Here is a 20,733-nt window from a genome sequence, read left to right as displayed (position 1 = left end):
TGGTTACGTCGTTCGTTGTTTGGAGCGGGCGACCATATGGACGATGAACACATAGAGCGGGAACGTGAATGTGAGCGCGATGATCAATAGCCCGACGACCCGACTTGGCCATGCCGCTTCATTCGGAGCGGGGACGATCCGTGTCCAGACGTATGTGAACAGCGTCAAATAAGGGAGCCATAGGACGTAGAGCGATAGATTCCAAGTAGAGGTGGCGAGTTGCCTGACACGTTTGATGATGACTCGCGTGAACAAGACGAGTGAAACAAGGCCGATTATAGTGATGGCTGGAAAATATGCATCACCCATTAACAAATGAATCCGTCCGCTGTTGGCGAGTAGTTGAATGTTTAAAAGTAGGCAGAGTGCGAGCAGGATGGAGAGGTTTTGTACTTTGAGAAAGTGTGTCATGAAGGTCTCCTTGAAAATGAAATGGTGATGAAACTTTGTCTGGCAGCACCCGTATAAAAAGATGAGGTGATAAGTTTGATTGATATAATTGGGTTTTGGTGTATTGCGCTCGCACTTATGGGTGCGACGATCATGTATTTCGTCCAATGGTGGAGAGGACGAAAGTTAGGAAAGTTGTTTGCGTCTATTGGATCGCTCGTGCTAGTCATTCTAGTGTTGCTCGTGACGGTTCCAGATACATATGATCGGATTCATAGTCGCTACAAGACAGAGACGGGAATGTGCTATGTAATCGATAACGGTGCTAAAGCCCGTGATATCGATGTATATTTGAATGGCGTACCGCACGAAACGCGCAATCGTCCCGATATCCCGTTCGGTCCTGGTATTGAATATGAATGCACAATCACGCTCACGCAGGAGTTGAAGACGCTCGTCGACTATGAGTTACGGTCTGAAGATGGTGACGTTCTATTTTCAACATACTAAGGTGTTCCTTTCATGAAGGACTACTTTTTTATTTGCTTATTGATTGGGATGTTCAATGTAGCTAGCACATTTAAAGTTGTCTCAGAGTATGTGCGTAATTTAAAGATAGCATAATTCACCTCTTTATTTTTTGAATATTGTTATTATTTACAATATTACTGTGATAGAATCAAAAAACACACATATGGTTTTATTTTACTTTTGTATCGAGAAAATGTTTTATTTTTGGAGAGAGTTCTTTTTGACTGTGTTTTAGGCGGCTAATCATTGAGAGAATAGAAACTCATGTCACAAAAGGAGAGAATCGGATGAATTGGATTGCTCAAAAATCGGCTCAGTTTTTCATCACGCTATTTGTATTGATTGCAATCAGTGCCTTGCCGTCACTCGTCGTGGAACTCGAGTTCGTGCCATCAAATTACTGGAACGGGATTCAACAACAATTCAGTCAGTTGGCGAAACTCGACGAGATTACATACTACAACGTAACCGCACAACGCGAGTTACCGTTATTGCCAGATCTCGGTCCGCTCATGAAAGAGACGCTTATTATCTTTACGACATCACTTGTTGTCTCAGTTGTGTTCGCCCTTATGTACACCTATTTCTTTTATCGGAGCGGGAAGCGCGTGCGCACGGTGCTCCAGCAAACGAGCCTGACGCTCGAGATGATCCCAGATTTGTTTTGGCTCATCTTCTCGCAATTTCTTGCCATCACGATTTATAAGAAGACAGGGTTCGATCGAATTGAAGTCGCAGGTGGGTTCGCCGAATACATACGCTTTTTGCCAATCGTGACGTTGACGCTCACGATTCTGTTCTTCTTCCTTAAATGGTTGACGAAACATATCCTCGAGGAAGAAGTGTCGTTGTTTCTCGAACTGGCGCGGGCCAAAGGCGTCCGACCGGCCGCCCTGTTCTGGCGACACTTGCTGCCGAATTTGGTGTATCGCTTCTACCTCTTTTTCCGTTCGAACTTAATCACGGTGCTATCGAGTCTGTTGATTATCGAGTATTTGTTTAACGTCCAAGGTATTTTCCGGTTCGCCGTCTATAACCCGGTCATGCCGATTCTGCTCGTCATCTTGTTGGTCGTTTATATCCCGATCTTCCTATTGGATTTAGTAGCGGAATGGCTCATTCCGAATGCCTGGAAAGGAGGGATCTGATGCGTCGTGCACTCCTGCGCGATCCGATATTTATGATTGGATTCGTGATATTTGTCAGCTTGTTGTTACTCAGTATCGGCAATACCGTATTCCGTGATGGCCAAGTCGATCAATTCTTGAACCGTTACTCCGACGAAGGTCGGTTGATTGGCATCCCGCCACTCGAACCTTCGAAAGATCAGTGGTTCGGTACCGACCGGGCCGGGAACGATTTGTTCCAAATGATGATTGAAGGCTTCAAGTGGACGGTTGGTATTTGTGCGATTGTTGCGCTCGGACGAATGGCGTTCGGCCTATTGATTGGGATTCCACTCGCGTTTCGCGGGGCGCGCGTGAACCGAATCTTTAAAATGCTGTTAGATGGGTTTTTGATTCTACCGATTTCCCTTCTTGCCATGATGATGCTGTTTTCGTCCCTGTTGTTCGCAGACTCGACGATGGTGCCACCGCTAGTTGATCGCGTGACGCTTCAATTGACGGTCTTCGTGTTGCTCGGTCTACCTGCCGTCACGCTGTACTTGATTACAGAAATCCGGCAGTTGCTCCAACAAGAGTTTATGATTGTCGCCGAGACGTTAGGCGGCAGCGTCTGGCATCGAGTGAGGCGACACCTGTGGCCGCACCTCGTCCCGACGATGGTGATCGTCTTCATGCAACAGTTTGTGCAAACATTGATGTTACTCATTCATCTGTCCTTGTTCGGCGTCTTTTTCGGAGGGACCATTTACTTATTCGAAGGTGTGATGCCGACACTGTTTGAATGGTCGTCGATGTTCGGCTATTATTTCAAGCAGTTCACGGCGACGACCTGGATGACGAGTCACATGTTCCTCGTCCCTGCGATTGGATTGTCGATGCTCGTCTTCCTCAGTAACTTGCTGACGAGTCGCCTCGAGCGGGCGTTTCGGTTACGGCGACAAGAAGCGGTCATCACGGAAGAGACGATGTCTCAAGCCGAGGCAGCGGCCGCGTCGCTCGCCGAGCCGTTCACACTTGTGCATGCGGATGGCTCATTTCAAAAGATGAATCAAAAGAAAGCGGACGGCATCACACACTGATGTCATCCGCTTTCTTTTAGTACTTGATTATCGTAAAACTAAGGAGGTAAAGATGGTGAACACGAAGTCGTTTATGCTCGTTTTTGTCTCGGTGTACTTGTTAATGAGTCTTCCTTCAATGTTAGGAATCGGTTATGTGATTGATTGGATTCCGGAAGCCGCTTTATTGCAAAAGCTGAAGGGATATGTGATTGATGGTTTTACTCACAACTCTCTTTTTAAAATTGTGTTCTCAGCCATCGCGAGTGGGATTTTTACTTTCTTTTCATCAAGACGGATAGCCAGTCATAGTGATTGAATTCGCTCAATATTATGAGAAACCTATGATAAATTAATCTTCAGATTGTGATTTGACTCGATTAATCCATGCATTAAGCTTGTTATAATCGATTTCTCCAGAATATCAGCGCTTCCTGTACGATTTATTCAAGGTGTATCTACTTCGTGTCAGTCTTCAATCATATCTTCTCCAGCGTGTCGCAGTTTCTCAAGTGAGTCGCGCATATGCGCGATCACATCGTCAAGGTGGCGTTCCCAAGCCCCGAGTTCGGCTACGACTTTGAGCGGGGCGTTCGACCGGTACGACCGGGTCGGATTTCCGGGGAAGCGCTTGTCCGTCAAGTTCGGATCGTTCTCGAAGTCGCCCGTCGGTTCGACGACGTAGATTCGTTCACGCGCATTTCCGCTCGCCAGTTCGGCTCCCCACTTGGCGGCGTCGAGAGTGGCCGTGAAATAGATGTAGTTCGACTGCTTGTCTTGATAGTTCGAGCGTCGCTTCGGTTCAAGCAAGTCTCCAAGTTTCAGTTCGGCTTTCGTTCCGTGGAAAAACGGGCCGGGGTCGAGCGGTTTCATGTCATCGGTCATGCTTTATCTCTCCTTCAGTCAGGCTGTCTTCACAGTATAGTGGATGGATTTAGGAGAACACAGTCTGTTTTTGGTTCGAGAATCGCGATATAATAAAGACGGGAAGAGCGTTCGGCTCTTCCTTTTTTGTTACATAGAATTCAAAGCTGTTTTCGGAACGAATAGCTCGTGATGGCGTAGTCCATCTTGTCTTTATAAAAGCGATGCGCCTCGGTCCTTGCCAGTCCGGACTCGAGGGCGACATATTTGGCACCACTGTCGCGTGCGTATTCATGAATGAAGTGAAGCAACATCTCGCCATATCCCTTCGAGCGATGGTTCACGCACGTCACGAGGTCGTAAATGAAGACGTGTTTCTCGAGATATAGATTGACGCGGAGCTCAATCCCCGCAAGCGATACAATCGCATCGTCGGCGTATAACGCATACAGTTCATAGCCTTGCGGTCGCATGGCGGCGACGAGCTCACGATACGTGTCGAGCGTCAGGTCGGTGCGCAGTTGGTTCATGACTGGGAACGATTCATCGAGTTCGTGTGGCGAATCGATTGGTTTGATGGAATAGATGGTAGATGGAATGGGAATCATGCCTCCTTGAGATAATGTTGAATGTAGATTTCGCTTTTTTAAGTCAGGATTCCTTTCCACACATATAAACGGACAGAAGGGACAGATACATCGTGAAACATGCGTTAGTGATCGGCGGCAGCGGCATGCTGGCGGGGACGGCCCTTTGGTTAGCAGAGGTTGGTTATCACGTGTCCATCATCGGACGGGATGCCGAGAAAATGAGCCGATTGACCGAACAAGCGTCCGCCCGACTGTCTGCCATATTGGTCGACTATCGGGACGAATTGCGTCTCAAGGAAGCACTGCTACGTTCGATTGCGATTCATGGAGATTTCGACCTGGTCGTTGTCTGGATTCATTCGGACGCAGCTGATGCTTTGCCGTGTGTGTTGTCAGCACTGCGCGGGGGCACGGACGTGTTCCATGTCCTCGGGAGCCGCACCAATTCGAGCGATGTGAGAAACGGTCTGACGATCCCTGAAGACGTCCGTTATCACCAAGTGCAACTCGGTTATCAGGTCGAAAAGGGGGAACGCCGCTGGTTGACGAATGAAGAGATTGCCGGAGGCGTGATTGAGGCGATTCAAGAGAAGAAAACTCATTATGTAGTAGGCTTTGCAACGAAGTGAGGATATTGATTCTAAAAAAATAAATGTGAGAAAGGTGTGCTGTATATATGAAGATTCTGATTGGCCAACCCAAAATGGAGCAACACCTAGAGCAATTCATTCAAGACATCAACGCGAACCCTACAATCGACTTGATTCTGTATCCAGAGGGCTATTGTCAGGTCACGCATCTGGACAAGGTCAAGGAGCTCGCGAAGCGATTCCAGACAGCGGTCGTGATGGGCTATCGGAACGAGCAGAACGTGGACCGGGCCCTCATCATCGACAAGCGTGGGGAGACACTGTTGGACCGTGGCAAGACACCGGAGGCGATGCCGCTGTTCATGCCGTCAACCGTCGTTGACGACGGTCTCCGATACGGATATGTGCTCTGTCGAGAAATCTTCATGGGGCTGGAAGGACTTAAATCGGAAGAACCCATCCAAATCATCTTTAATCCGATCGGAGTCGGCATGTTCAGCGAAGAGCAATACGCGGACTGGTCTGGTGAAGCGAAGAAAATCGCGATGCAACAACGCTCAATCATTCTCGGGACGAGCCATGCCGATGGGTCGTATCGAAACTGTGGCCATTCAATCCCGATCGCGTATTGCTTTGATGAGACGGGCGAGGCGATATTGCTCTCGAAAAACGATATCCGAACTCGAATAGTCGATACGGTTTTAAAGACGATCGAAGTGCTAGATTCGCCTGTCGAAACGGTTCAAAGAGTATGATGAGTTGATTTGAGCACACAAAAAAAACCTTGAATGCACACTTCTATCAAGTGTGGATCATTCAAGGTTTTTTTCATCGGATGTATTTTAACTAGTGAACGAAATTTTCGCATTGATTTCATCAACGACCGCTTTTCCATTTTCTCGATTCACATCATAAAACGTATGTTCATGCGTCAACGACATGTGTTCACCGCTTTGGAGTTCGTACTGTTCGAGTAACGGGCGAATCCGGTCATGTACGACGCGGGCGGCCTCAGGGGACGTGTGAGGATAGATGATGGCGAACGTGTCTAGGGCGACGCGGTACTTATGATCCGTTCGTCTCGTGGCCAGATGGAGCTCGTCGCTGAAGTAGTTCAAGAACCATTCATACTCGGTCCGTCCAAACCGTCCCTCGAACCGTCTCAGCTCATGGATTTGAATGAACGAGACCGTGAAGGCGTCACCGTGGCGAATGAGACGATCTCGTTCTGCATTCAAGTCCATTCGAAACCGTTCGGCGTTATCGAGCCACGTCTCAGAATCGACGGCTACGAGCTGTCTGGCCTCGAGCCGTGACAGTTGGGCGTGCTTCACGAGTTGATGAACGAGACCAGACAGAATGGACATGACGAGAAGCAGAATCGTAAAACTGATGCCTCTGGCGTTAAAAAACTGAACGTTTCCTGCTTCGTAAATGGACGCGAACCATCGGAAATAGATGAATAAAAAGAGGAGGAGCGTGACGGACAGAGTCAGCCCAGCTCGCATCCCGAAGATGAGAGAAGAGAGTATGATGGTGGGTAAAATCAAGTAGCCGAGAAGACCGGTGTTACTTTCAGACAAAAGGACGGTATAAGCCATCGTACCGACAATCATACAAGCGATGAGACCGAACAAATAAATCGATTCATTTGTCCATTGCTTCATGTTCACCCCTCCGTCTGTCTTGAATCGGCTCACGATGAGCCACCTCTTCAATTACCCGCTATATATGCGGAATAACCAATCAAAGATGTCCGTCACCTTCATTATAAAACATTAGACTGGAACGACGAGATCGTTTTTCGAATCGGAGCGAGTGCGTTCTTCGGGATTAAGTAAACGACACCACCGACACAGATGCCGGTGGTGTCGTCAGTTATGTAGCAAGGGTGGTCTGGCCATCGTGAATCAACGTGCCGATTGATTCGCCCGAACAGATACGCTTCATCGCGCCCGTCTCTTCAAAGTCGAACACATGGACCGGGAGCTGATTGTCCCGCGCGAGCAGCAGTGCCGATTGATCCATCACCTTCAAGTCGTGGCGCAACACATCGTTATAGTGGAGCGACGTATATTGTCTTGCCGTGCTCGAACGATTCGGGTCGTCCGTATAGACGCCGGAGATTCCGTTCTTGGCGACGAACAGGGCGTCGCAGTGCATCTCGACCGCGCGTTGAACCGCCGGATAATCGGTCGAGACGAACGGCTGACCGTTACCGCCTGCGAAGATGAGGACGTACCCTTTATTCAGATGGGTGAGTGCCTTCAGTCGGATGTACGGCTCGGCCATACTTGGAATCGGCATGGCCGTCATGACCCGAACTTCGCGGTCGGTCTTGCTTTTCAGCACACCGCGTAGCATCAAGCTGTTGATGACGGTGCCGAGCGTGCCGATGTTGTCGGCCTCGACGCGATCGATGCCCCATGCGTCGGCCATGTTGCCTCGGAAGATGTTCCCTCCGCCGATCATCAGGGAGACGTTGATGCCCATGTCGATCAATGACAGGATTTCAGCCGCAATTTGATCGAGATTGTATGCATCGAAATTTGAGTTGTCCTCGCCGGCGATGGCCGCTCCGCTTAATTTGATGAGCACGTTTTGATAATTGTTCAACGCTACACTCCCTTTCGGATTCCAAATCTCCAAAATTATATAGGTTTTCTAATTAATTAGCAATGGTTTTAATAGGCCAATTGTAAATGAAAGGGGACCAATGGACCGTGACATTTTTGAAATGGACTGAATCTTACTTGATACTTTGGAGGATGTAGAACATTTGTAGTTGGAAGAGGTCGAGCTCATTCTCGAAACTTATGAGATGGTTTAGAAAGTCATCTATCAAATAGGTGTCGAGACTCATTAAGTTTTTTGATTATACAAGTAGCCAATCGTGAAGGCCTTCACGATTGGCTACTTGTTATATCCTAAAGCTTCATGACACCTTTTCTTCAACGACGACCGCCTCATACAGTCCTCGTTTCGAACGTTCTAGCACGACCCGAACCGTGACCAAGCCGACGAGTAAGAAAGCGAGTGAAAAGGCGACATACGTCGAGCGAATCCCGACATATTCAGCGAGGAGACCGATGCCGAACGTCAACCCGATAATCAAGACGGACTCCGCTACGTTGATCACCCCGGAGAAGCGGCCCATCAGGTCGGTCGGGACATTGTTTTGATAGAACGACAAGAAGCCGGTGTTCGCGAACGACAAGGCGAACGTGAGCAGGAAGAATCCGACCGCTGCGACCACGAATGACTCGGAGAAGGCGAAGACGAGATAGCCGACAGGTGTTAGGATGGCACCGAAACTGATTAGGAACGGTAACGTCAGCCGGGCACTGAACGTCGCGTTGATGATGGAACCAGCGATAATCCCGGCTCCGGCAACACTGACGAGAAAACCGTAGCGACTCTCAGAAAAGTTGAGCACTTGCGTCGCGAACGACGCCTCGAGCGAGTCGAGCCTCGACATGAAAATCGTCATGACGCAGAATAGGCCATAGACGAGTGTCACGTAACGCATGGTCGATGCGAATCGGACGACCGTTTTCCAATCATCGAGAATCATGCGCAGGTTGAACACTTCGACTTCGTCGCGGGCCGTGAACAACTTCGGTAGTAGGGAGAGGATTCCGACAGACACGAGCAACGCCAGCGCGTTCAATTGTATCGCGAGAGCGGGTGTACCGATCATGAACAACAATCCCGCGATGGCCGGGCCTAAGATGAATCCGGCCGATTGGACGAAATTTTTCATGGCGTTGAACCGTTGACGGTCACCGCTTGGGACGAGCTTGGTCATGTAGACGAGGGAGGCCGATTCGAAGACGGAACTCGCGATGTTCAATAGAAACACGAGCAAGTAGATGAGCGCGAGTGAGTCGATGAAAGCGAGACTGAAGACGACGACGGCGCGGAGCGCATCAAGCCACATCATCAAGCGGCGTGTATCGGTACGGTCGATGACCGAGCCTGACCAAACGTTCGCGCATAGTGCCGCGAGCGGGACCAGAATGTAGAGGACCGAGACGGCGAACGGCGATTGCGTCATCTCGAGAACAATCAAGTTGAGGGCGATGAAATACACCCAGGCGCCGAGGTTCGAGATGCCGACGCCAGTTAGTAAGAGTAAAGTGTGTTTCCAAGTATTCATCGCAATCGTCCCCGTTCAAAGTAGATTTTGAACAGTATGTCACAAAAAGGCTCATCACCATAAGGTGTGGTTGACGCATAAAATCCATCAGATTTTGAATTGAACATAGAAAAAAAGCGAAAACCCCGGTATCGTAATTGTTGCTTAGACAAACCACGATTGGAGTTTTCGCTTTGTCCCAACAGTTTATCAAATTACTTCTTCCACTTCCAGACCTTTTTCAGATTCAGATGTCTTCAGACGAAGAACCAAACGTTTTCCCGGTCATCCCGGATCGACATGACATCCCTTGCCCGCTTTGCCAGAGAAAGACAGTCCTGCATTCGAAAAGGCGACGTCGCTTCCGACACGGTCATGCGTGGAACGTCGGTGTACTCTGGATCGAGCTGGATGTCCCACGTCAAAGATGCATCTCTTGTGATTTGACGTTCGTGTATGACTACGGTCTCGGGCTCGTCCGCACCTCCACCGAGGTGTTCCGGAAAGGCATCGCAGAACGTTGCCACGGACGGACAATCTCAGATGTCGCACGCGAGTACAGTCTCCCTTATACGACGGTGGAGCGCTGGTTCTATCAGTACGCTTCGGTGGAGACGATGGAGCGTGCAACGCATGTCCTGGTCGACGAGTTCGCCACGAGAAAGGGGCACCACTATGCGACGATTGTCCTCGATGCCAAGAGTGGCCAGCTTCTGTCCATTGTCCCGGGCCGGGACGTGGCAGCCATCTCGGCAGCACTTGAAGGCGTATCCGGGGATGTCCGTTCTGTCGTCAGTGACTTTGCACCGGCGATGGCGAAGGCCGTCGAACATGTCTTCCCGGATGCGAAACATGTGCTGGATCGTTTCCATCTCATCCAGTTCTTCACGGACGCCCTTCGCCGACGGCGTCGTTTTTTGAACGAGGCAAGACGCCATCACCACGTTCGCGTGATCGATCGTTCGCTCGCGCGTCGCCCGGAAACGCTGACTGGGGAAGACCGGGAGGTCGCCCGTTCCTGTATGCAGGAAGATCCATTCATTCGGAACCTCTATCAAGGGCTCCAGCATATCCGGTATGTGCTGAAGGCGACGTGCGAGATACAGTCGCAACGGCGGCTCACAGACTGGTTGGACCGTTATCAGTTCCATCCGTGCGGGCCCCTGGCGAAGATCGCGAAAGCAATCCGGGTCCGGGAGCAAGCGATGCGCCAGACAATCGTGTCAAGGCTGTCGAACGGGAAGATGGAAGGGACGAACAACAAGATCAAGCTCATCAAACGCCGTGGCTATGGCTATCGAAACCTCGAGCGATTCTTTTTAAGATTGCGCCTCGAGATCGGTCGTCAAAATAGCAACCACGAGTTATGGTGATGAGCAAGAAAAAGAGGATGAATTTATCGAAGTTTTCTCAAACAGGGGGTAAAATTACAAAGAATTTTTTCTTTTGTTCTTTGCCCAGATCACTAGAAACGATAGAAAGATCAAAATAAATAAGCCGTACTGATAACCGGGATGTATGGATTCTACAAGGCCATAAACAACAGCCACTTCAAGAGAAACGGCCGGAATTTTACCGATGGTGCTGGCAATAATGAATAAGCCACCTGGAATGGGCGTCAAGGCCGCCCCTGCTGTTACCAGACCTGATGGGACAAAAGGAATTAAGCGCAGCAAGATGATTGCCCAGAAGACGCGGCTTATTGAAGAACTCTGGATGTACCTCCAGAACGGCCGCTTTAACCACTTTGGATTAACTTTTGAAAACCCATATCGATATAGGTAAAATCCGACGATAGCGCCAAAAATCTCCCCCGACAAAGAAAGGATGACGCCAATGGTTAACCCTAAAGAACTGATATTGAGAGACGTGAGCAAAAAGCTTGGGAAAAAGCCAACTGCACCCATACTTATGTTGAAAATGAGAAGCAGCAGAAATTCTAAAACGGGGAACTGAGTGTTTATGGTATAATCCGCCTCCTGCGCTGTTTAAAAAATTGATGGTATATAAAAGTTCAGTTGAATGAAATTTTAAGATAGAGAAGTGCGTTCTATATCCGCTTTTTTCGAATTCGGTAATACACTAATCCTGAAAAGCCAACGACGAGGAGGAACAAATAGATTGAACTTAAAATCCCAGGTGGGAAAAATGTGCGAACGTCTTCAGAATTAGAAGGAAGGTTTGTCTCAGAAGCACTGACAACGGGAAACTGATAAGAAGACAAAAGAGTGCCATCCTGATCAGTAATCCTTAATAGTCCATCTTCTTTTACAGCGATTGTCACTTGCTCATCTGTTTGGTGTGTATAAAAGAAATCGCCTGGCGTAATGTATTCCACATCACCGGCAAAAAAGCTGCTTTCTTTCGGAATGCTCACTGTTTTAAAATTTTCAAATCCAAAATCCAAAAGTTGAATAGTGTCAGCATAAGCTTCTGCCTCTGTGTCGCTTTTTAAGGTGACGACAATTAAATTCAGGTTTTCTCTTTTGGCTGTCGTGGCCAGCGTGACGCCTGCTTCTGGCACAAACCCGGTTTTACCACCCGTAACGCCTTCATAAGGTTTTTCCCTTAATAGTTTGTGGTGGGTATAAAGCGTGGTATCCCAGGATTCACCGTTCCAGGGCAGTTCTTTTGTTCCAAATATTTTCATGAATTCATCGTTCTTCATCGCATATCGGGTTAACTTCGCTAAATCTTCGGCTGTCGTAACATGCTCGGGATCAAAAAGACCGTGGGGATTTTCGAAGTTCGTATTCCGCAGGCCAATTACATCTTCTAAATATAAATTCATATCAGCAGAAAATAACTCAACGCTGCCGCTGATGTGTTCAGCAATGGCGACGCCGGCATCATTTCCAGAGTTGACTAAGAGGCCCAGCAACAGTTTTTCTAAAGTCACTTGTTCTCCCTCTTCCAAATAAACACGGGTGCCTTCCGTATTGCGTGCTTTTTTACTGATGGTTACAATATCATTTAATTTTCTGTTTTCAATTGCATAAATGGCTGTGGCAATTTTTGTTAGGCTGGCAGGATACATCTGCGACTGTGCATTTTTTTCATAGAGGATTTCTCCAGTCGTTGCTTCCATGACAATAGCTGCTTCACTGGATACGTTTGGCAGGGAAGGGTCATCAGTTTTACTGAAAACGGACGAAACGATTAAAGTGTTGATCATGATTAAAATGGTTGAAACAACACTTAGTTTTTTCATAACTACTCCCTCCTGAGTGATTATTTTAGTTCTGCTTTATTATATAATTGACGGTTTCCCGGTCCGAATCAGTCGGTAAATGAAAGGTTTGCTGGTATTTCTCGTGTCCTTTACCGGTAATCACAATCCAGTCGCCTTCCTTGCTTTCATGGATTGCTTGCTGAATGGCGAGTGTACGGTCTGGAACGATGCTGCCTTTTGAGTTGCCGTATGTTTCATTTAGTTGGTTTAAAACTTCCAGCATATCTCCTGGAGAAACATTGTTCAGGTCGTCCAACGTTAAAATGTAGCGGTCACTCATTTCAGCAGATATGGATAGCATGTGCTTTCTCTTGCTGGCATCTCGATTTCCACGAAAGCCGAAAATATGGGTTATTCGTTGGGCCCCTTGTGATTTTGCAGTTTCCAGGCAGTAAGAGATGGCATCCGGAGTATGGGCATAATCCACAATAACGATCGAGCCCTTGGCCAGTTTCGTGACCTCAAAGCGTCCATCGACTCCCTTGAAATGGTGAATGGAGTTTAAGAGCTTTTCTTTGGGGATACCCAGCAACAATGATGTTCCGTAGGCCATTAAGGTGTTATACATATTGTGCATTCCGGTCATGGCAGCGACCATTTGATACGTTTCGTTACTTTCAATCACCCGCATAGTGGAGGACAGTGAATGAAATTTTGCAACACGCAGGTTGCATTCAGTGGATGTGCCAATTGCATAAATCGGTTTTCCCTTTGTTTGCAGGATTCCACAGAGCTTTCGTCCCCACTCATTATCTGTATTCACTACAGCAATCCCATGTTCTTTCATCTGATTGAACATTGTAAGCTTCGCCTGAAAATATTCTTCCATGGAACTGTGATAATCCAGGTGTTCATGGTGAAGATTGAGGAACAAGCCGTAATCAAATTCAATGCCTTCTAACCGATACTGGGCCAGTCCATGAGAAGAAACTTCCATAATGACGACCTCATCCTGACTGAGGGTCAACAGTTTATGGAGAGCGAGTGAATTTGGTGTGGTGTTCGAGCTTTTCATTTTTTCGCCATTGATAATATTTTGGTTGGTACCGATGACAGAACAACTCATACCGTTGCTTTCCAGAAAGTGCTGGAGCATATAGCTCGTCGTCGTTTTTCCGTTGGTGCCCGTAATTCCAATCATTATTTTCTGGTCAGATGGACGGCCATAAAAATTCCTGGCCAGGATGCCAAGCGCTTTCCGGCTATTTTCCACCTGTAAATAAGGGACACCTAACCGGGTAATTCCTTGTTCTCCGATGACAAGGGCTGCCCCTTTTTCAATTGCCTGGTCAATAAACCCGTGACCATCAATTTCAAATCCTTTAATAGCAACAAACACAAAACCTTTTGCCACATCGCTTGAGTTATCGGCAATCCCCTTGATGTCTAATTCTAATATTCTGGAATCTAATCGGGAGATCAGACCGGATTCGTTCAAAAGCTGATTTGTTTTCATAGATTTGGTGACCTCTCTAAAACTATTTAAATTTGATTTATTCTATTATAAAAATGTTGAAAAAATGTGCAGAATTTATACGGGAAGCCTAACTACTAAAACTTAATGTTTTTGTAATACAAACGAAATCGAATCCTTTATGAACCATTACAGATAAAAACCCGGGATCTTGTTGACAAGATCCCGGGTTTTGGCGCTTTTATTCGGGTGACAGTTCGCTTTCAGTCACCCATTTATGATTGGTGACTTCCTCGCCTCCGGTGGTCGGGACGAAATCAACCATATAGACGGTCGTTTCTTCGGTAGAATCAACCGTAGCCGTTGCGCCGTCCATTCCCTCCATATGGTCAGCGGCAATGGCCGCTTCATCGCCCGTTTCCAATGGTTCATCACCTGGATTTTCCAATTCTGCGTGAATCACCCATTTGTGATTTTCAACCGGCTCGCCTCCGTCCGTCGCCGTATAGGTCACTGCATAGGCGGTTGTATCATAAGCCCCGACAATTGTGGCTTCAGCACCTTTCATGCCTTCCATATGATCGGTTTCAATAATCGCCTGGCTTCCAACTTCAAAGGTTGGATTTTCGGCTTCCTGCAAATCATCCGGGACTTCACCTGAACCGGAATAGAAGAAACTGCACAGAAAATCAAGAATTAATCGGTAAACTGGATTGGTTGACGTCTTCTGGAACGGTTAAGCAAGCACGGGGAAGTAGAAGTTAAGAGAGGGGCTGTATTTAATTTTACATACCTTGAAATTCCCCGAGTCTTATATAGAAAATTTCATTTGATTCCTTAAGGGATACAAAAATGATAAAGAAGAGGATTCAACTTACTGTAATAGGAGGTGTACAAGTGGCGGAAATTAGTTTGTATCTTGCGTTTGGCGCAGGGCTTTTATCATTTATCTCTCCATGCTCCCTTCCTTTGTATCCGGCTTTTTTATCCTACCTTACTGGAGTTTCAGTCAATGAGTTAAAGACGGGCAAGGGAATGATGAGGAGCACGGCTTTGATTCATACGGTTCTATTTTTGATAGGTTTCTCCATCATTTTTTTAGCGTTGGGCTTGTCGACTTCGCTTATCGGAAACTTCTTCTTGGAATATCAAGTTCTTCTACGTCAATTGGGCGCTATTTTGATGGTGTTTTTTGGCTTGGTCCTAACCGGTATTCTGAAATTCGACTTCCTGCTGTCGGATAAGAAATTACAGTTCCAGAAAAGGCCCTCCGGATACGCGGGTTCTGTTCTGATCGGCATTGGCTTTGCAGCTGGATGGACCCCGTGTACCGGTCCCATACTTGCAGGAGTTATTGCACTCGGAGTAGCGGATCCGGACAGTGGCTTACTCTATATGCTGTTTTACGTTCTGGGATTTTCCATTCCTTTTCTCTTGATGTCGTTTTTTATTGAGAAAATGACTTTCTTGAAGAAGAAGAGCGCTCTTTTCATGTCAATAGGAGGAGCATTAATGATTCTGATGGGCGTTTTACTTTACTTTGACATGCTGACAGAAATCATCGCTTTTTTATCGCAATTTACGGGTGGATTTACAGGGTTTTAATGGACTCAACCCATCATCTAGGAAGGACGTGACAGTGTATGGCTGCTAAAAAGGATAAAAAGAGAAATCGCTTGATTATGAGGACAAGTATTTGTTCATTCTGGTTGTCGCTATTGCATTTACCATCTACAACGGATTAACAAAAGAGAAAAACGAATTGCTGCAAGTTGGAGATTCGGCACCCGATTTTGCGTTGACGGATTTGAACGAGGAACGGCATCAGCTGTCTGAGTACAAAGGGCAGGGGGTGTTCGTGAACTTTTGGGGTACTTGGTGCAAACCGTGCGAAAAAGAGTTCCCGCTGATGGAAAAGCAGTACCAGGTATACAAGGATCAAGGTGTGGAGATACTCGCTGTCAATATTGCGCAATCCGATTATGAAGTGAGACAATTTGCTGAACAGCGAAATTTAACGTTCCCGATTGTTATCGATAAGGACAAAAGTGTTATGGAAGCTTATAATATCCGTCCATTGCCGACTACTCTGTTAGTCAATCAAGAGGGCAAAATCGAGAAAATTATTACGGGTGAAATGTCCGAAGAGGATATCGCGAGTTATATGGAACAGATCAAACCGTGCTGATACCTCTGAATTTCCCAAGCATAATGCGGGCCACGTTATTTTGAAAAATGCTGCAAAGAAAAAACGAGAAAAAAACATTTCTTTAAAGTGGACTAACCGAAAGAAAAGAAATGTCAGGTGTAGAAAATTTATAAATAAAAATCAGGCAAAGATCCTCCACCGGACCGATTGGAAGGATTATTCCTTTTGGGTCAATTGTAGAGGGAATGGATTACCTGTTTTGAAATCAAGATATCTGCACAAAAAGTCGAAACTTTTTCGTTAAACTTTATGAATGTTATACTTATAAAAAATAAAAAATAAAAAATGACATATTCGGAGGGCATCTACATGAAAAAAAAGAGAATAGGAACGGCTAAACTGTACCCTGAGTAGTAGACACTAAAAAAAAGTCTACTGCTCAGGGTTTTTGTGTACACTGGACTAAATCATATTGGGAGTGAATTCGAGTGTCGAAGAAGATATTTACGTCAAAAGAAATAGATGCGCTAGCCGCAAATCCTTACGTTAAATCTGTGAGCCCGAAAGGGATCACGTATACCGATGAGTTTAAGGAACTTTTTATAGCACAGACGTTGGAAGGAAAGTTCCCTGTGGAAATCTTCCGGGGATGTGGATTCGATGTGGAGGTACTCGGTGAACGGCGTATGAGTTCTTGTAAAAATCGTTGGACACGAGCTTACCGAAAAGATGGGGTAATGGGGCTGCGCGATACACGATCAAGTAATTCAGGACGTTGGAGAGATAAAGAGCTGTCGACAGAAGAACGGTACGCGAAGCTCGAGGCCGAAAACAAACTGTTGAAAGCAGAGGTCGAACTATTAAAGGAGATCCGCCTGGCGGAAGGGAGAGGAAAGCTGGACTTAACGCATCGCAAAAGTATGAGCTGATTCAAGGTGTCATCATCAAGCACAAAATGAAGGGGATGGTCAGCCATCTCTGCCAGGTGGCCGGGGTGTCACGTCAGGGATACCACGCCTATTTCTCGGAACGGAGGAGACAGACCAGACAGGAGCGCGAATCGAAAGACGTGGCTCTTCGTGACCTCGTTCTGAAGGCGTTCCACTTCAAGAAGCGCAAGAAGGGTGCTAGGCAGATCAAGATGGTGCTGTCTGGTCATTTCGGTGTGACGATGAACCTGAAGTGTATCCGACGTATCATGCGGAAATACAACATCGTGTGTCCAATCCGCAAGGCGAAGCCATACAAACGGCTCATTAAGGCGACGGCCGAGCACCGGGTGGTGCCGAATCGCCTCAAACGCGAATTCAAACAGGGCACTCCCTACAAGGTGCTTCTCACCGATATCACCTACATATTTTACGGGAACGGTAAGCGAGCCTATCTTTCGACCATCGTGGACGGTTCGACCAATGAGGTACTGGCGCATCAACTCTCTGAGAACATCAATCTCGACATTGTATTGGATACGTTGAAGCGTTTACGGAAGAACCGGAGGATTCGCTTGGACAAGGACGCATTCATCCATTCAGATCAAGGAGGGCACTACACGAGCCCGACCTATCAGAAAGAGGTGAAGCGTATGAAGCTAGGTCAATCCATGTCCCGACGGGGCAACTGTTGGGATAACGCTGTCCAGGAATCATTCTTTGGACATTTCAAGGATATCGTCGAGTTAAAGGCCTGTACCACGTTCGATTCACTACAGCGTGAAATCCGAAAAACCATTAACTATTACAACCATCATCGTTATCAATGGAACATGAAAAAGATGACTCCCGTACAGTACAGGAATCATCTCCTTGAATCAGCATAAGTTTTTTTATTAATGTCCTTTACAAGGGGTACAGATTAGTAGACGGTGCCGCTTTTTTGTGTTTTAGAAAGGAGTCTCACGACTTAAACGGAATGTATGATTTAAGAGCAAGTATGTATCGGAGGAGAAGCGCATTGACTGCACATGATCTATCTCAAAAATTTTTGAGGTTTTCCGACAGCATTCCAGAAGAGAGCACCCTCTGCATCTTCTACACCCATGTGGCCAACCAGATGACGATCGATATGAAGATGCACTTGCTGAACGTGGTCGAACAGATTGGACAGACGAGAGAGGTGTTCCATCTTTATAACCATATCCAAGACAAAGACCTGCATCTAGATGAATATGTGAACGGTGTGAGACGAGAACAGACAATTGCTGAGACGGATGGGCACGGTAGATGGTTCAAATGGTTGCTGAAACATGAGGCGTTATTGCCATGAATACGATTATCGAACGATTCGTTTCCATTCAAGAAGTCATGACTGCTCTCCATTCACAAGTCTCCGACTATAATTGGTTAGTGACGGACCTCGACGACGTTCTCTCAAACGATGCGTTACAGTATTTTGAAGAGGTTCAAGAACTCGAGGAAGGGACGGCTTACTGGATAAAAGGTGAACGTCTACTCGAACTGGTCCATCACACAAACTTATACGTCATTTGGGGAGTGTTCACGGCGTTTGAACGCCATGAGTCGATCACGTTAAACGAACTGACCGTCTATCCGTTCGCAGACGGTAATAGCGACCTATGGATCGAGTCACCTCGTATTCAGTATCCGAGTGCGGTGTGTGAGTTGATCTTTTGGGACTCAACGTTTATCTTGTTGCTGAGCCAAGTAAAAGACGTCAGTAGCCGCTTCCGAAAAACTTTCCCTGATTGGCGCAGCTTGGAAGAGTATAATCGAACGGAAGGGTTATATGAATCGGAATAGATGTGTTCGAACATGAGTCGCTCTACTTACTTTATAGACCAAGGAGAACAAGTCCATGACTAGCACTATAAACGTAATCGATGAATTCGCATCTTATACAGATTGGCTAAATACGTTAGAGAGATTGGATGAATCGATGTGGGACAAGCCAATTGCGACCGACAAATGGTCAATCAAAGCAATCGTCCTTCACATTGCCCATTGGGATAACCATCTGTTGAACGTCATCATTCCAGCGGTGAAGACCGGGGAAGGCATGATTTTCCCTGAGTTCGACTCGTTTAACGCGCGAGCGACCCAAAAAGCGAAGCGTCTCTCAGGAGAAAACGTGCTCCAGTTAGCAAAAACGACTCGAAGTTCGCTCATAGAAACGCTTCAGTCATTAAGTCAAGAGACGCTGACTTCGCACACGACGGCGAACGGGGTAACCCATTGCCCGCATCACGGTGTCCCGTATACGCTCGCCTATATCGTCACCGAGTTCATCGAACATGACCGGCACCACCAGCAGCAAGTCGACGCCATCTTGGGGAAAACCTCTTGAAGAGACGGGCAAAAGTACGCGGTGTCAGACGAAGACTGAAACGGTTGCGCCTGCATGTCAACGAACAGACCCAATCGTTCCCGACGACGTTTCATGACGGGTATTGGCATAACAAAATCCCGATTGAACAATCGTTCTTATCGTCTGTACAGGAGAACAGCCGGATTCAACGTGCGATTATCGAGGTGATGATGGAAGGGGCCTCACGTCTCGTGCATAACCGAGAAAAGGAGCGGTACCAGGTCGTCGTCTTACTCGATTTGCCGACGCTTTGGCAGTCCGAACTCCTCGTGTTTGAAAGCGATGCACGACTGAAGGCGTTTATGGATCGGGATACGTCAGAGCAGACGTGGACGCGGTTGCCTAACGATTGCGTATTCCTACAAAGACTCGACCTGTCAGCGGACGTCGAGGTGCATCGGTTTCACGAACTGATTCAAGATGAAGATTATATGCATAGTGGAGAAGTCTGGTTGCTCGTACAGTGAGCGAAACTGGCATGATATAGCGAGAAATAGCATTCATAATGTTCTACTGTTTATAAAGAAATCCGTTAAATGAGAGGAGAAAGAAATATGTTCCGCCACCTCACAACATTCGCTTTAGCCGGGATCTTCACGCTCGCTGCTACGTCGGCAGCTGCGGCGCCGACAGAACGATCACCGGAGCGTTTCGCTGAAGAACATTTCGAGTCAATCGTCCTCGACCATATCGAAGGTGACGACCCGAGTAACTATCACTTGACGGAAAGTCGCGCCATCTCGTTCGGTTCGCTCCATGAAGTGATGATTGCCGCGCAATCCTGTTATTCGTCGGACGAAATGTGTACGTTCGTCTCGAGCAAGGAGTACGTATCAGCCGTCCAACAAGATGGGGAGCCGAGAAATGTCATCGGGACGTACGAGCAAGAACCGGGCCTCTTCGCCTTCTCCACGTTCGGCTATGGTGACGAGTTGGCCATTGCCTTAGCTGATGTGTCCGGTACATTGGTCCATTCCGCGCGAGAGAATGCCTGGTTTGACTATGATGGAAAGACGTTGACCGCCTTGACGACCGATGCGAAACGGTTCATCGACGGAGACACGGTCACGCTCGAGATGTATCAGAAACTCTTGGTCGAGACACAATCCAACACCGAAGCGCAACCAGGGGATGCGCTTACTGGTGGTTCAGGTGACGTTCAGACGACAGAGCCAACATCATATCGGATGCTCGGACTCGCGTTGTTGGCGGTGCTCCCGCTCGGTTATCTTTTTTAGCGAAGGCGATGGAGAAAGTGAAATGTAAACGTCAGTAATTGATTTAAATCGAAAACCGCTAGTCTGAGCCACACAAAAACACCGCTCTACG

Annotated in this window: 23 protein-coding genes and 2 pseudogenes; 15 read left to right on the top strand and 10 right to left on the bottom strand. The window is 47.2% G+C overall.

From position 1 onward, the window contains the following. Positions 1–3: 3 nt before the first annotated feature. Positions 4–411 carry a hypothetical protein gene (locus FED52_RS07340; RefSeq protein WP_138859449.1) on the bottom strand — a complete coding sequence of 136 codons (408 nt, stop codon included), beginning with the start codon at positions 409–411 and terminating at the stop codon, positions 4–6. Between the two features lie 75 nt (positions 412–486). Here FED52_RS07340 and FED52_RS07335 point away from each other — a divergent pair, with 75 nt between their 5' ends. The 4 genes from FED52_RS07335 to FED52_RS07320 all read left to right on the top strand — a co-directional run bounded on the left by FED52_RS07335 (position 487) and on the right by FED52_RS07320 (position 3,425). After that, positions 487–900, top strand: coding sequence for a hypothetical protein (locus tag FED52_RS07335; protein ID WP_035385672.1), 414 nt, complete (start codon positions 487–489; stop codon positions 898–900). A 308-nt stretch (positions 901–1,208) separates the two neighbouring features. After that, positions 1,209–2,069 carry an ABC transporter permease subunit gene (locus FED52_RS07330; protein ID WP_167491790.1) on the top strand — a complete coding sequence of 287 codons (861 nt, stop codon included), beginning with the start codon at positions 1,209–1,211 and terminating at the stop codon, positions 2,067–2,069. Next, complete coding sequence (locus tag FED52_RS07325; RefSeq protein ID WP_131472536.1) at positions 2,069–3,127, top strand: ABC transporter permease; 1,059 nt, start codon at positions 2,069–2,071, stop codon at positions 3,125–3,127. Before FED52_RS07330 ends, FED52_RS07325 begins: the two co-directional genes overlap by 1 nt. A gap of 55 nt (positions 3,128–3,182) precedes the next feature. Further along, the gene (locus FED52_RS07320) at positions 3,183–3,425 is read left to right on the top strand and encodes a hypothetical protein (RefSeq protein ID WP_165569448.1); all 243 of its coding nucleotides are present in this window, start codon (positions 3,183–3,185) and stop codon (positions 3,423–3,425) included. Positions 3,426–3,574: 149 nt separating this feature from the next. Here the strand turns inward: FED52_RS07320 and arr are convergent, their stop codons facing one another. Next, on the bottom strand, positions 3,575–3,991 hold the full coding sequence (gene arr, locus FED52_RS07315; RefSeq protein WP_029595530.1) for an NAD(+)--rifampin ADP-ribosyltransferase: 417 nt from the start codon (positions 3,989–3,991) through the stop codon (positions 3,575–3,577). A 140-nt stretch (positions 3,992–4,131) separates the two neighbouring features. Further along, positions 4,132–4,578 carry a GNAT family N-acetyltransferase gene (locus FED52_RS07310; RefSeq protein ID WP_240731232.1) on the bottom strand — a complete coding sequence of 149 codons (447 nt, stop codon included), beginning with the start codon at positions 4,576–4,578 and terminating at the stop codon, positions 4,132–4,134. A gap of 92 nt (positions 4,579–4,670) precedes the next feature. Between FED52_RS07310 and FED52_RS07305 the strand changes: the two genes are divergently transcribed. Continuing rightward, positions 4,671–5,189, top strand: coding sequence for a Rossmann-fold NAD(P)-binding domain-containing protein (locus tag FED52_RS07305; RefSeq protein ID WP_138859448.1), 519 nt, complete (start codon positions 4,671–4,673; stop codon positions 5,187–5,189). Between the two features lie 47 nt (positions 5,190–5,236). After that, a complete protein-coding gene (locus tag FED52_RS07300) occupies positions 5,237–5,905 on the top strand; it encodes a hypothetical protein (protein WP_138859447.1) in 669 nt (222 codons plus the stop codon). An 87-nt stretch (positions 5,906–5,992) separates the two neighbouring features. On the opposite strand, the gene FED52_RS07295 is transcribed toward FED52_RS07300, so the two are convergent. From FED52_RS07295 to FED52_RS07285, 3 genes are all read right to left on the bottom strand, one after another. Beyond that, positions 5,993–6,817: a GGDEF domain-containing protein gene (locus FED52_RS07295; RefSeq protein ID WP_138859446.1), complete on the bottom strand. Its 825-nt coding sequence runs from the start codon at positions 6,815–6,817 to the stop codon at positions 5,993–5,995. 211 nt (positions 6,818–7,028) lie between these two features. Further along, on the bottom strand, positions 7,029–7,766 hold the full coding sequence (gene pyrH / locus FED52_RS07290; RefSeq protein ID WP_138859445.1) for a UMP kinase: 738 nt from the start codon (positions 7,764–7,766) through the stop codon (positions 7,029–7,031). 319 nt (positions 7,767–8,085) lie between these two features. Next, the gene (locus FED52_RS07285) at positions 8,086–9,309 is read right to left on the bottom strand and encodes an MFS transporter (RefSeq protein WP_138859444.1); all 1,224 of its coding nucleotides are present in this window, start codon (positions 9,307–9,309) and stop codon (positions 8,086–8,088) included. Between the two features lie 173 nt (positions 9,310–9,482). On the opposite strand from FED52_RS07285, the gene FED52_RS07280 reads away from it, so the two are divergent. Next, the gene (locus FED52_RS07280) at positions 9,483–10,661 is read left to right on the top strand and encodes an ISL3 family transposase (RefSeq protein WP_138859443.1); all 1,179 of its coding nucleotides are present in this window, start codon (positions 9,483–9,485) and stop codon (positions 10,659–10,661) included. 54 nt (positions 10,662–10,715) lie between these two features. On the opposite strand, the gene FED52_RS07275 is transcribed toward FED52_RS07280, so the two are convergent. The 4 genes and pseudogenes from FED52_RS07275 to FED52_RS07260 form a co-directional block, all read right to left on the bottom strand. Continuing rightward, the gene (locus FED52_RS07275; RefSeq protein WP_125318013.1) at positions 10,716–11,195 is read right to left on the bottom strand and encodes a TVP38/TMEM64 family protein; all 480 of its coding nucleotides are present in this window, start codon (positions 11,193–11,195) and stop codon (positions 10,716–10,718) included. A gap of 143 nt (positions 11,196–11,338) precedes the next feature. Beyond that, a complete protein-coding gene (locus FED52_RS07270; RefSeq protein WP_029595523.1) occupies positions 11,339–12,499 on the bottom strand; it encodes a D-alanyl-D-alanine carboxypeptidase family protein in 1,161 nt (386 codons plus the stop codon). 25 nt (positions 12,500–12,524) lie between these two features. Next, complete coding sequence (locus FED52_RS07265; protein WP_029595522.1) at positions 12,525–13,976, bottom strand: UDP-N-acetylmuramoyl-L-alanyl-D-glutamate--2,6-diaminopimelate ligase; 1,452 nt, start codon at positions 13,974–13,976, stop codon at positions 12,525–12,527. Between the two features lie 199 nt (positions 13,977–14,175). After that, positions 14,176–14,601, bottom strand: a pseudogene (locus tag FED52_RS07260) (YdhK family protein); the annotation flags it as partial. A gap of 230 nt (positions 14,602–14,831) precedes the next feature. On the opposite strand from FED52_RS07260, the gene FED52_RS07255 reads away from it, so the two are divergent. The 8 genes and pseudogenes from FED52_RS07255 (at position 14,832) to FED52_RS07220 (ending at position 20,642) form a co-directional block, all read left to right on the top strand. Beyond that, positions 14,832–15,539, top strand: coding sequence for a cytochrome c biogenesis CcdA family protein (locus tag FED52_RS07255; RefSeq protein WP_029595520.1), 708 nt, complete (start codon positions 14,832–14,834; stop codon positions 15,537–15,539). Between the two features lie 38 nt (positions 15,540–15,577). Then, a pseudogene (gene resA / locus FED52_RS07250) lies at positions 15,578–16,122 on the top strand (thiol-disulfide oxidoreductase ResA). A 449-nt stretch (positions 16,123–16,571) separates the two neighbouring features. Continuing rightward, positions 16,572–17,899, top strand: a protein-coding gene (locus FED52_RS07245; RefSeq protein WP_138858667.1) for an IS3 family transposase whose coding sequence is annotated in 2 segments (ribosomal slippage) — positions 16,572–16,971 and positions 16,971–17,899 — 1,329 coding nt in all. Because the reading frame shifts where the segments join, the coding sequence is not laid out codon by codon here. Positions 17,900–17,991: 92 nt separating this feature from the next. Then, positions 17,992–18,345: a DUF2332 family protein gene (locus tag FED52_RS07240; RefSeq protein ID WP_138859442.1), complete on the top strand. Its 354-nt coding sequence runs from the start codon at positions 17,992–17,994 to the stop codon at positions 18,343–18,345. Then, the gene (locus tag FED52_RS07235; RefSeq protein ID WP_138859441.1) at positions 18,342–18,839 is read left to right on the top strand and encodes a hypothetical protein; all 498 of its coding nucleotides are present in this window, start codon (positions 18,342–18,344) and stop codon (positions 18,837–18,839) included. Before FED52_RS07240 ends, FED52_RS07235 begins: the two co-directional genes overlap by 4 nt. A gap of 55 nt (positions 18,840–18,894) precedes the next feature. Continuing rightward, positions 18,895–19,383 carry a DinB family protein gene (locus FED52_RS07230; RefSeq protein ID WP_138859440.1) on the top strand — a complete coding sequence of 163 codons (489 nt, stop codon included), beginning with the start codon at positions 18,895–18,897 and terminating at the stop codon, positions 19,381–19,383. Further along, a complete protein-coding gene (locus FED52_RS07225; RefSeq protein WP_138859439.1) occupies positions 19,380–19,871 on the top strand; it encodes a DUF3916 domain-containing protein in 492 nt (163 codons plus the stop codon). The genes FED52_RS07230 and FED52_RS07225 overlap by 4 nt, the downstream gene beginning before the upstream one ends. 87 nt (positions 19,872–19,958) lie before the next feature. Beyond that, positions 19,959–20,642, top strand: a complete 684-nt coding sequence (locus FED52_RS07220) for a hypothetical protein (RefSeq protein WP_138859438.1) — start codon at positions 19,959–19,961, stop codon at positions 20,640–20,642. Positions 20,643–20,733 lie beyond the last annotated feature (91 nt).

The organism is Exiguobacterium mexicanum (assembly GCF_005960665.1).
Taxonomy (GTDB): Bacteria; Bacillota; Bacilli; order Exiguobacteriales; family Exiguobacteriaceae; genus Exiguobacterium; species Exiguobacterium mexicanum_A.
Note: the sequence above shows the minus strand (reverse complement) of the source record. Positions and strands in the feature narration are given on the sequence as shown.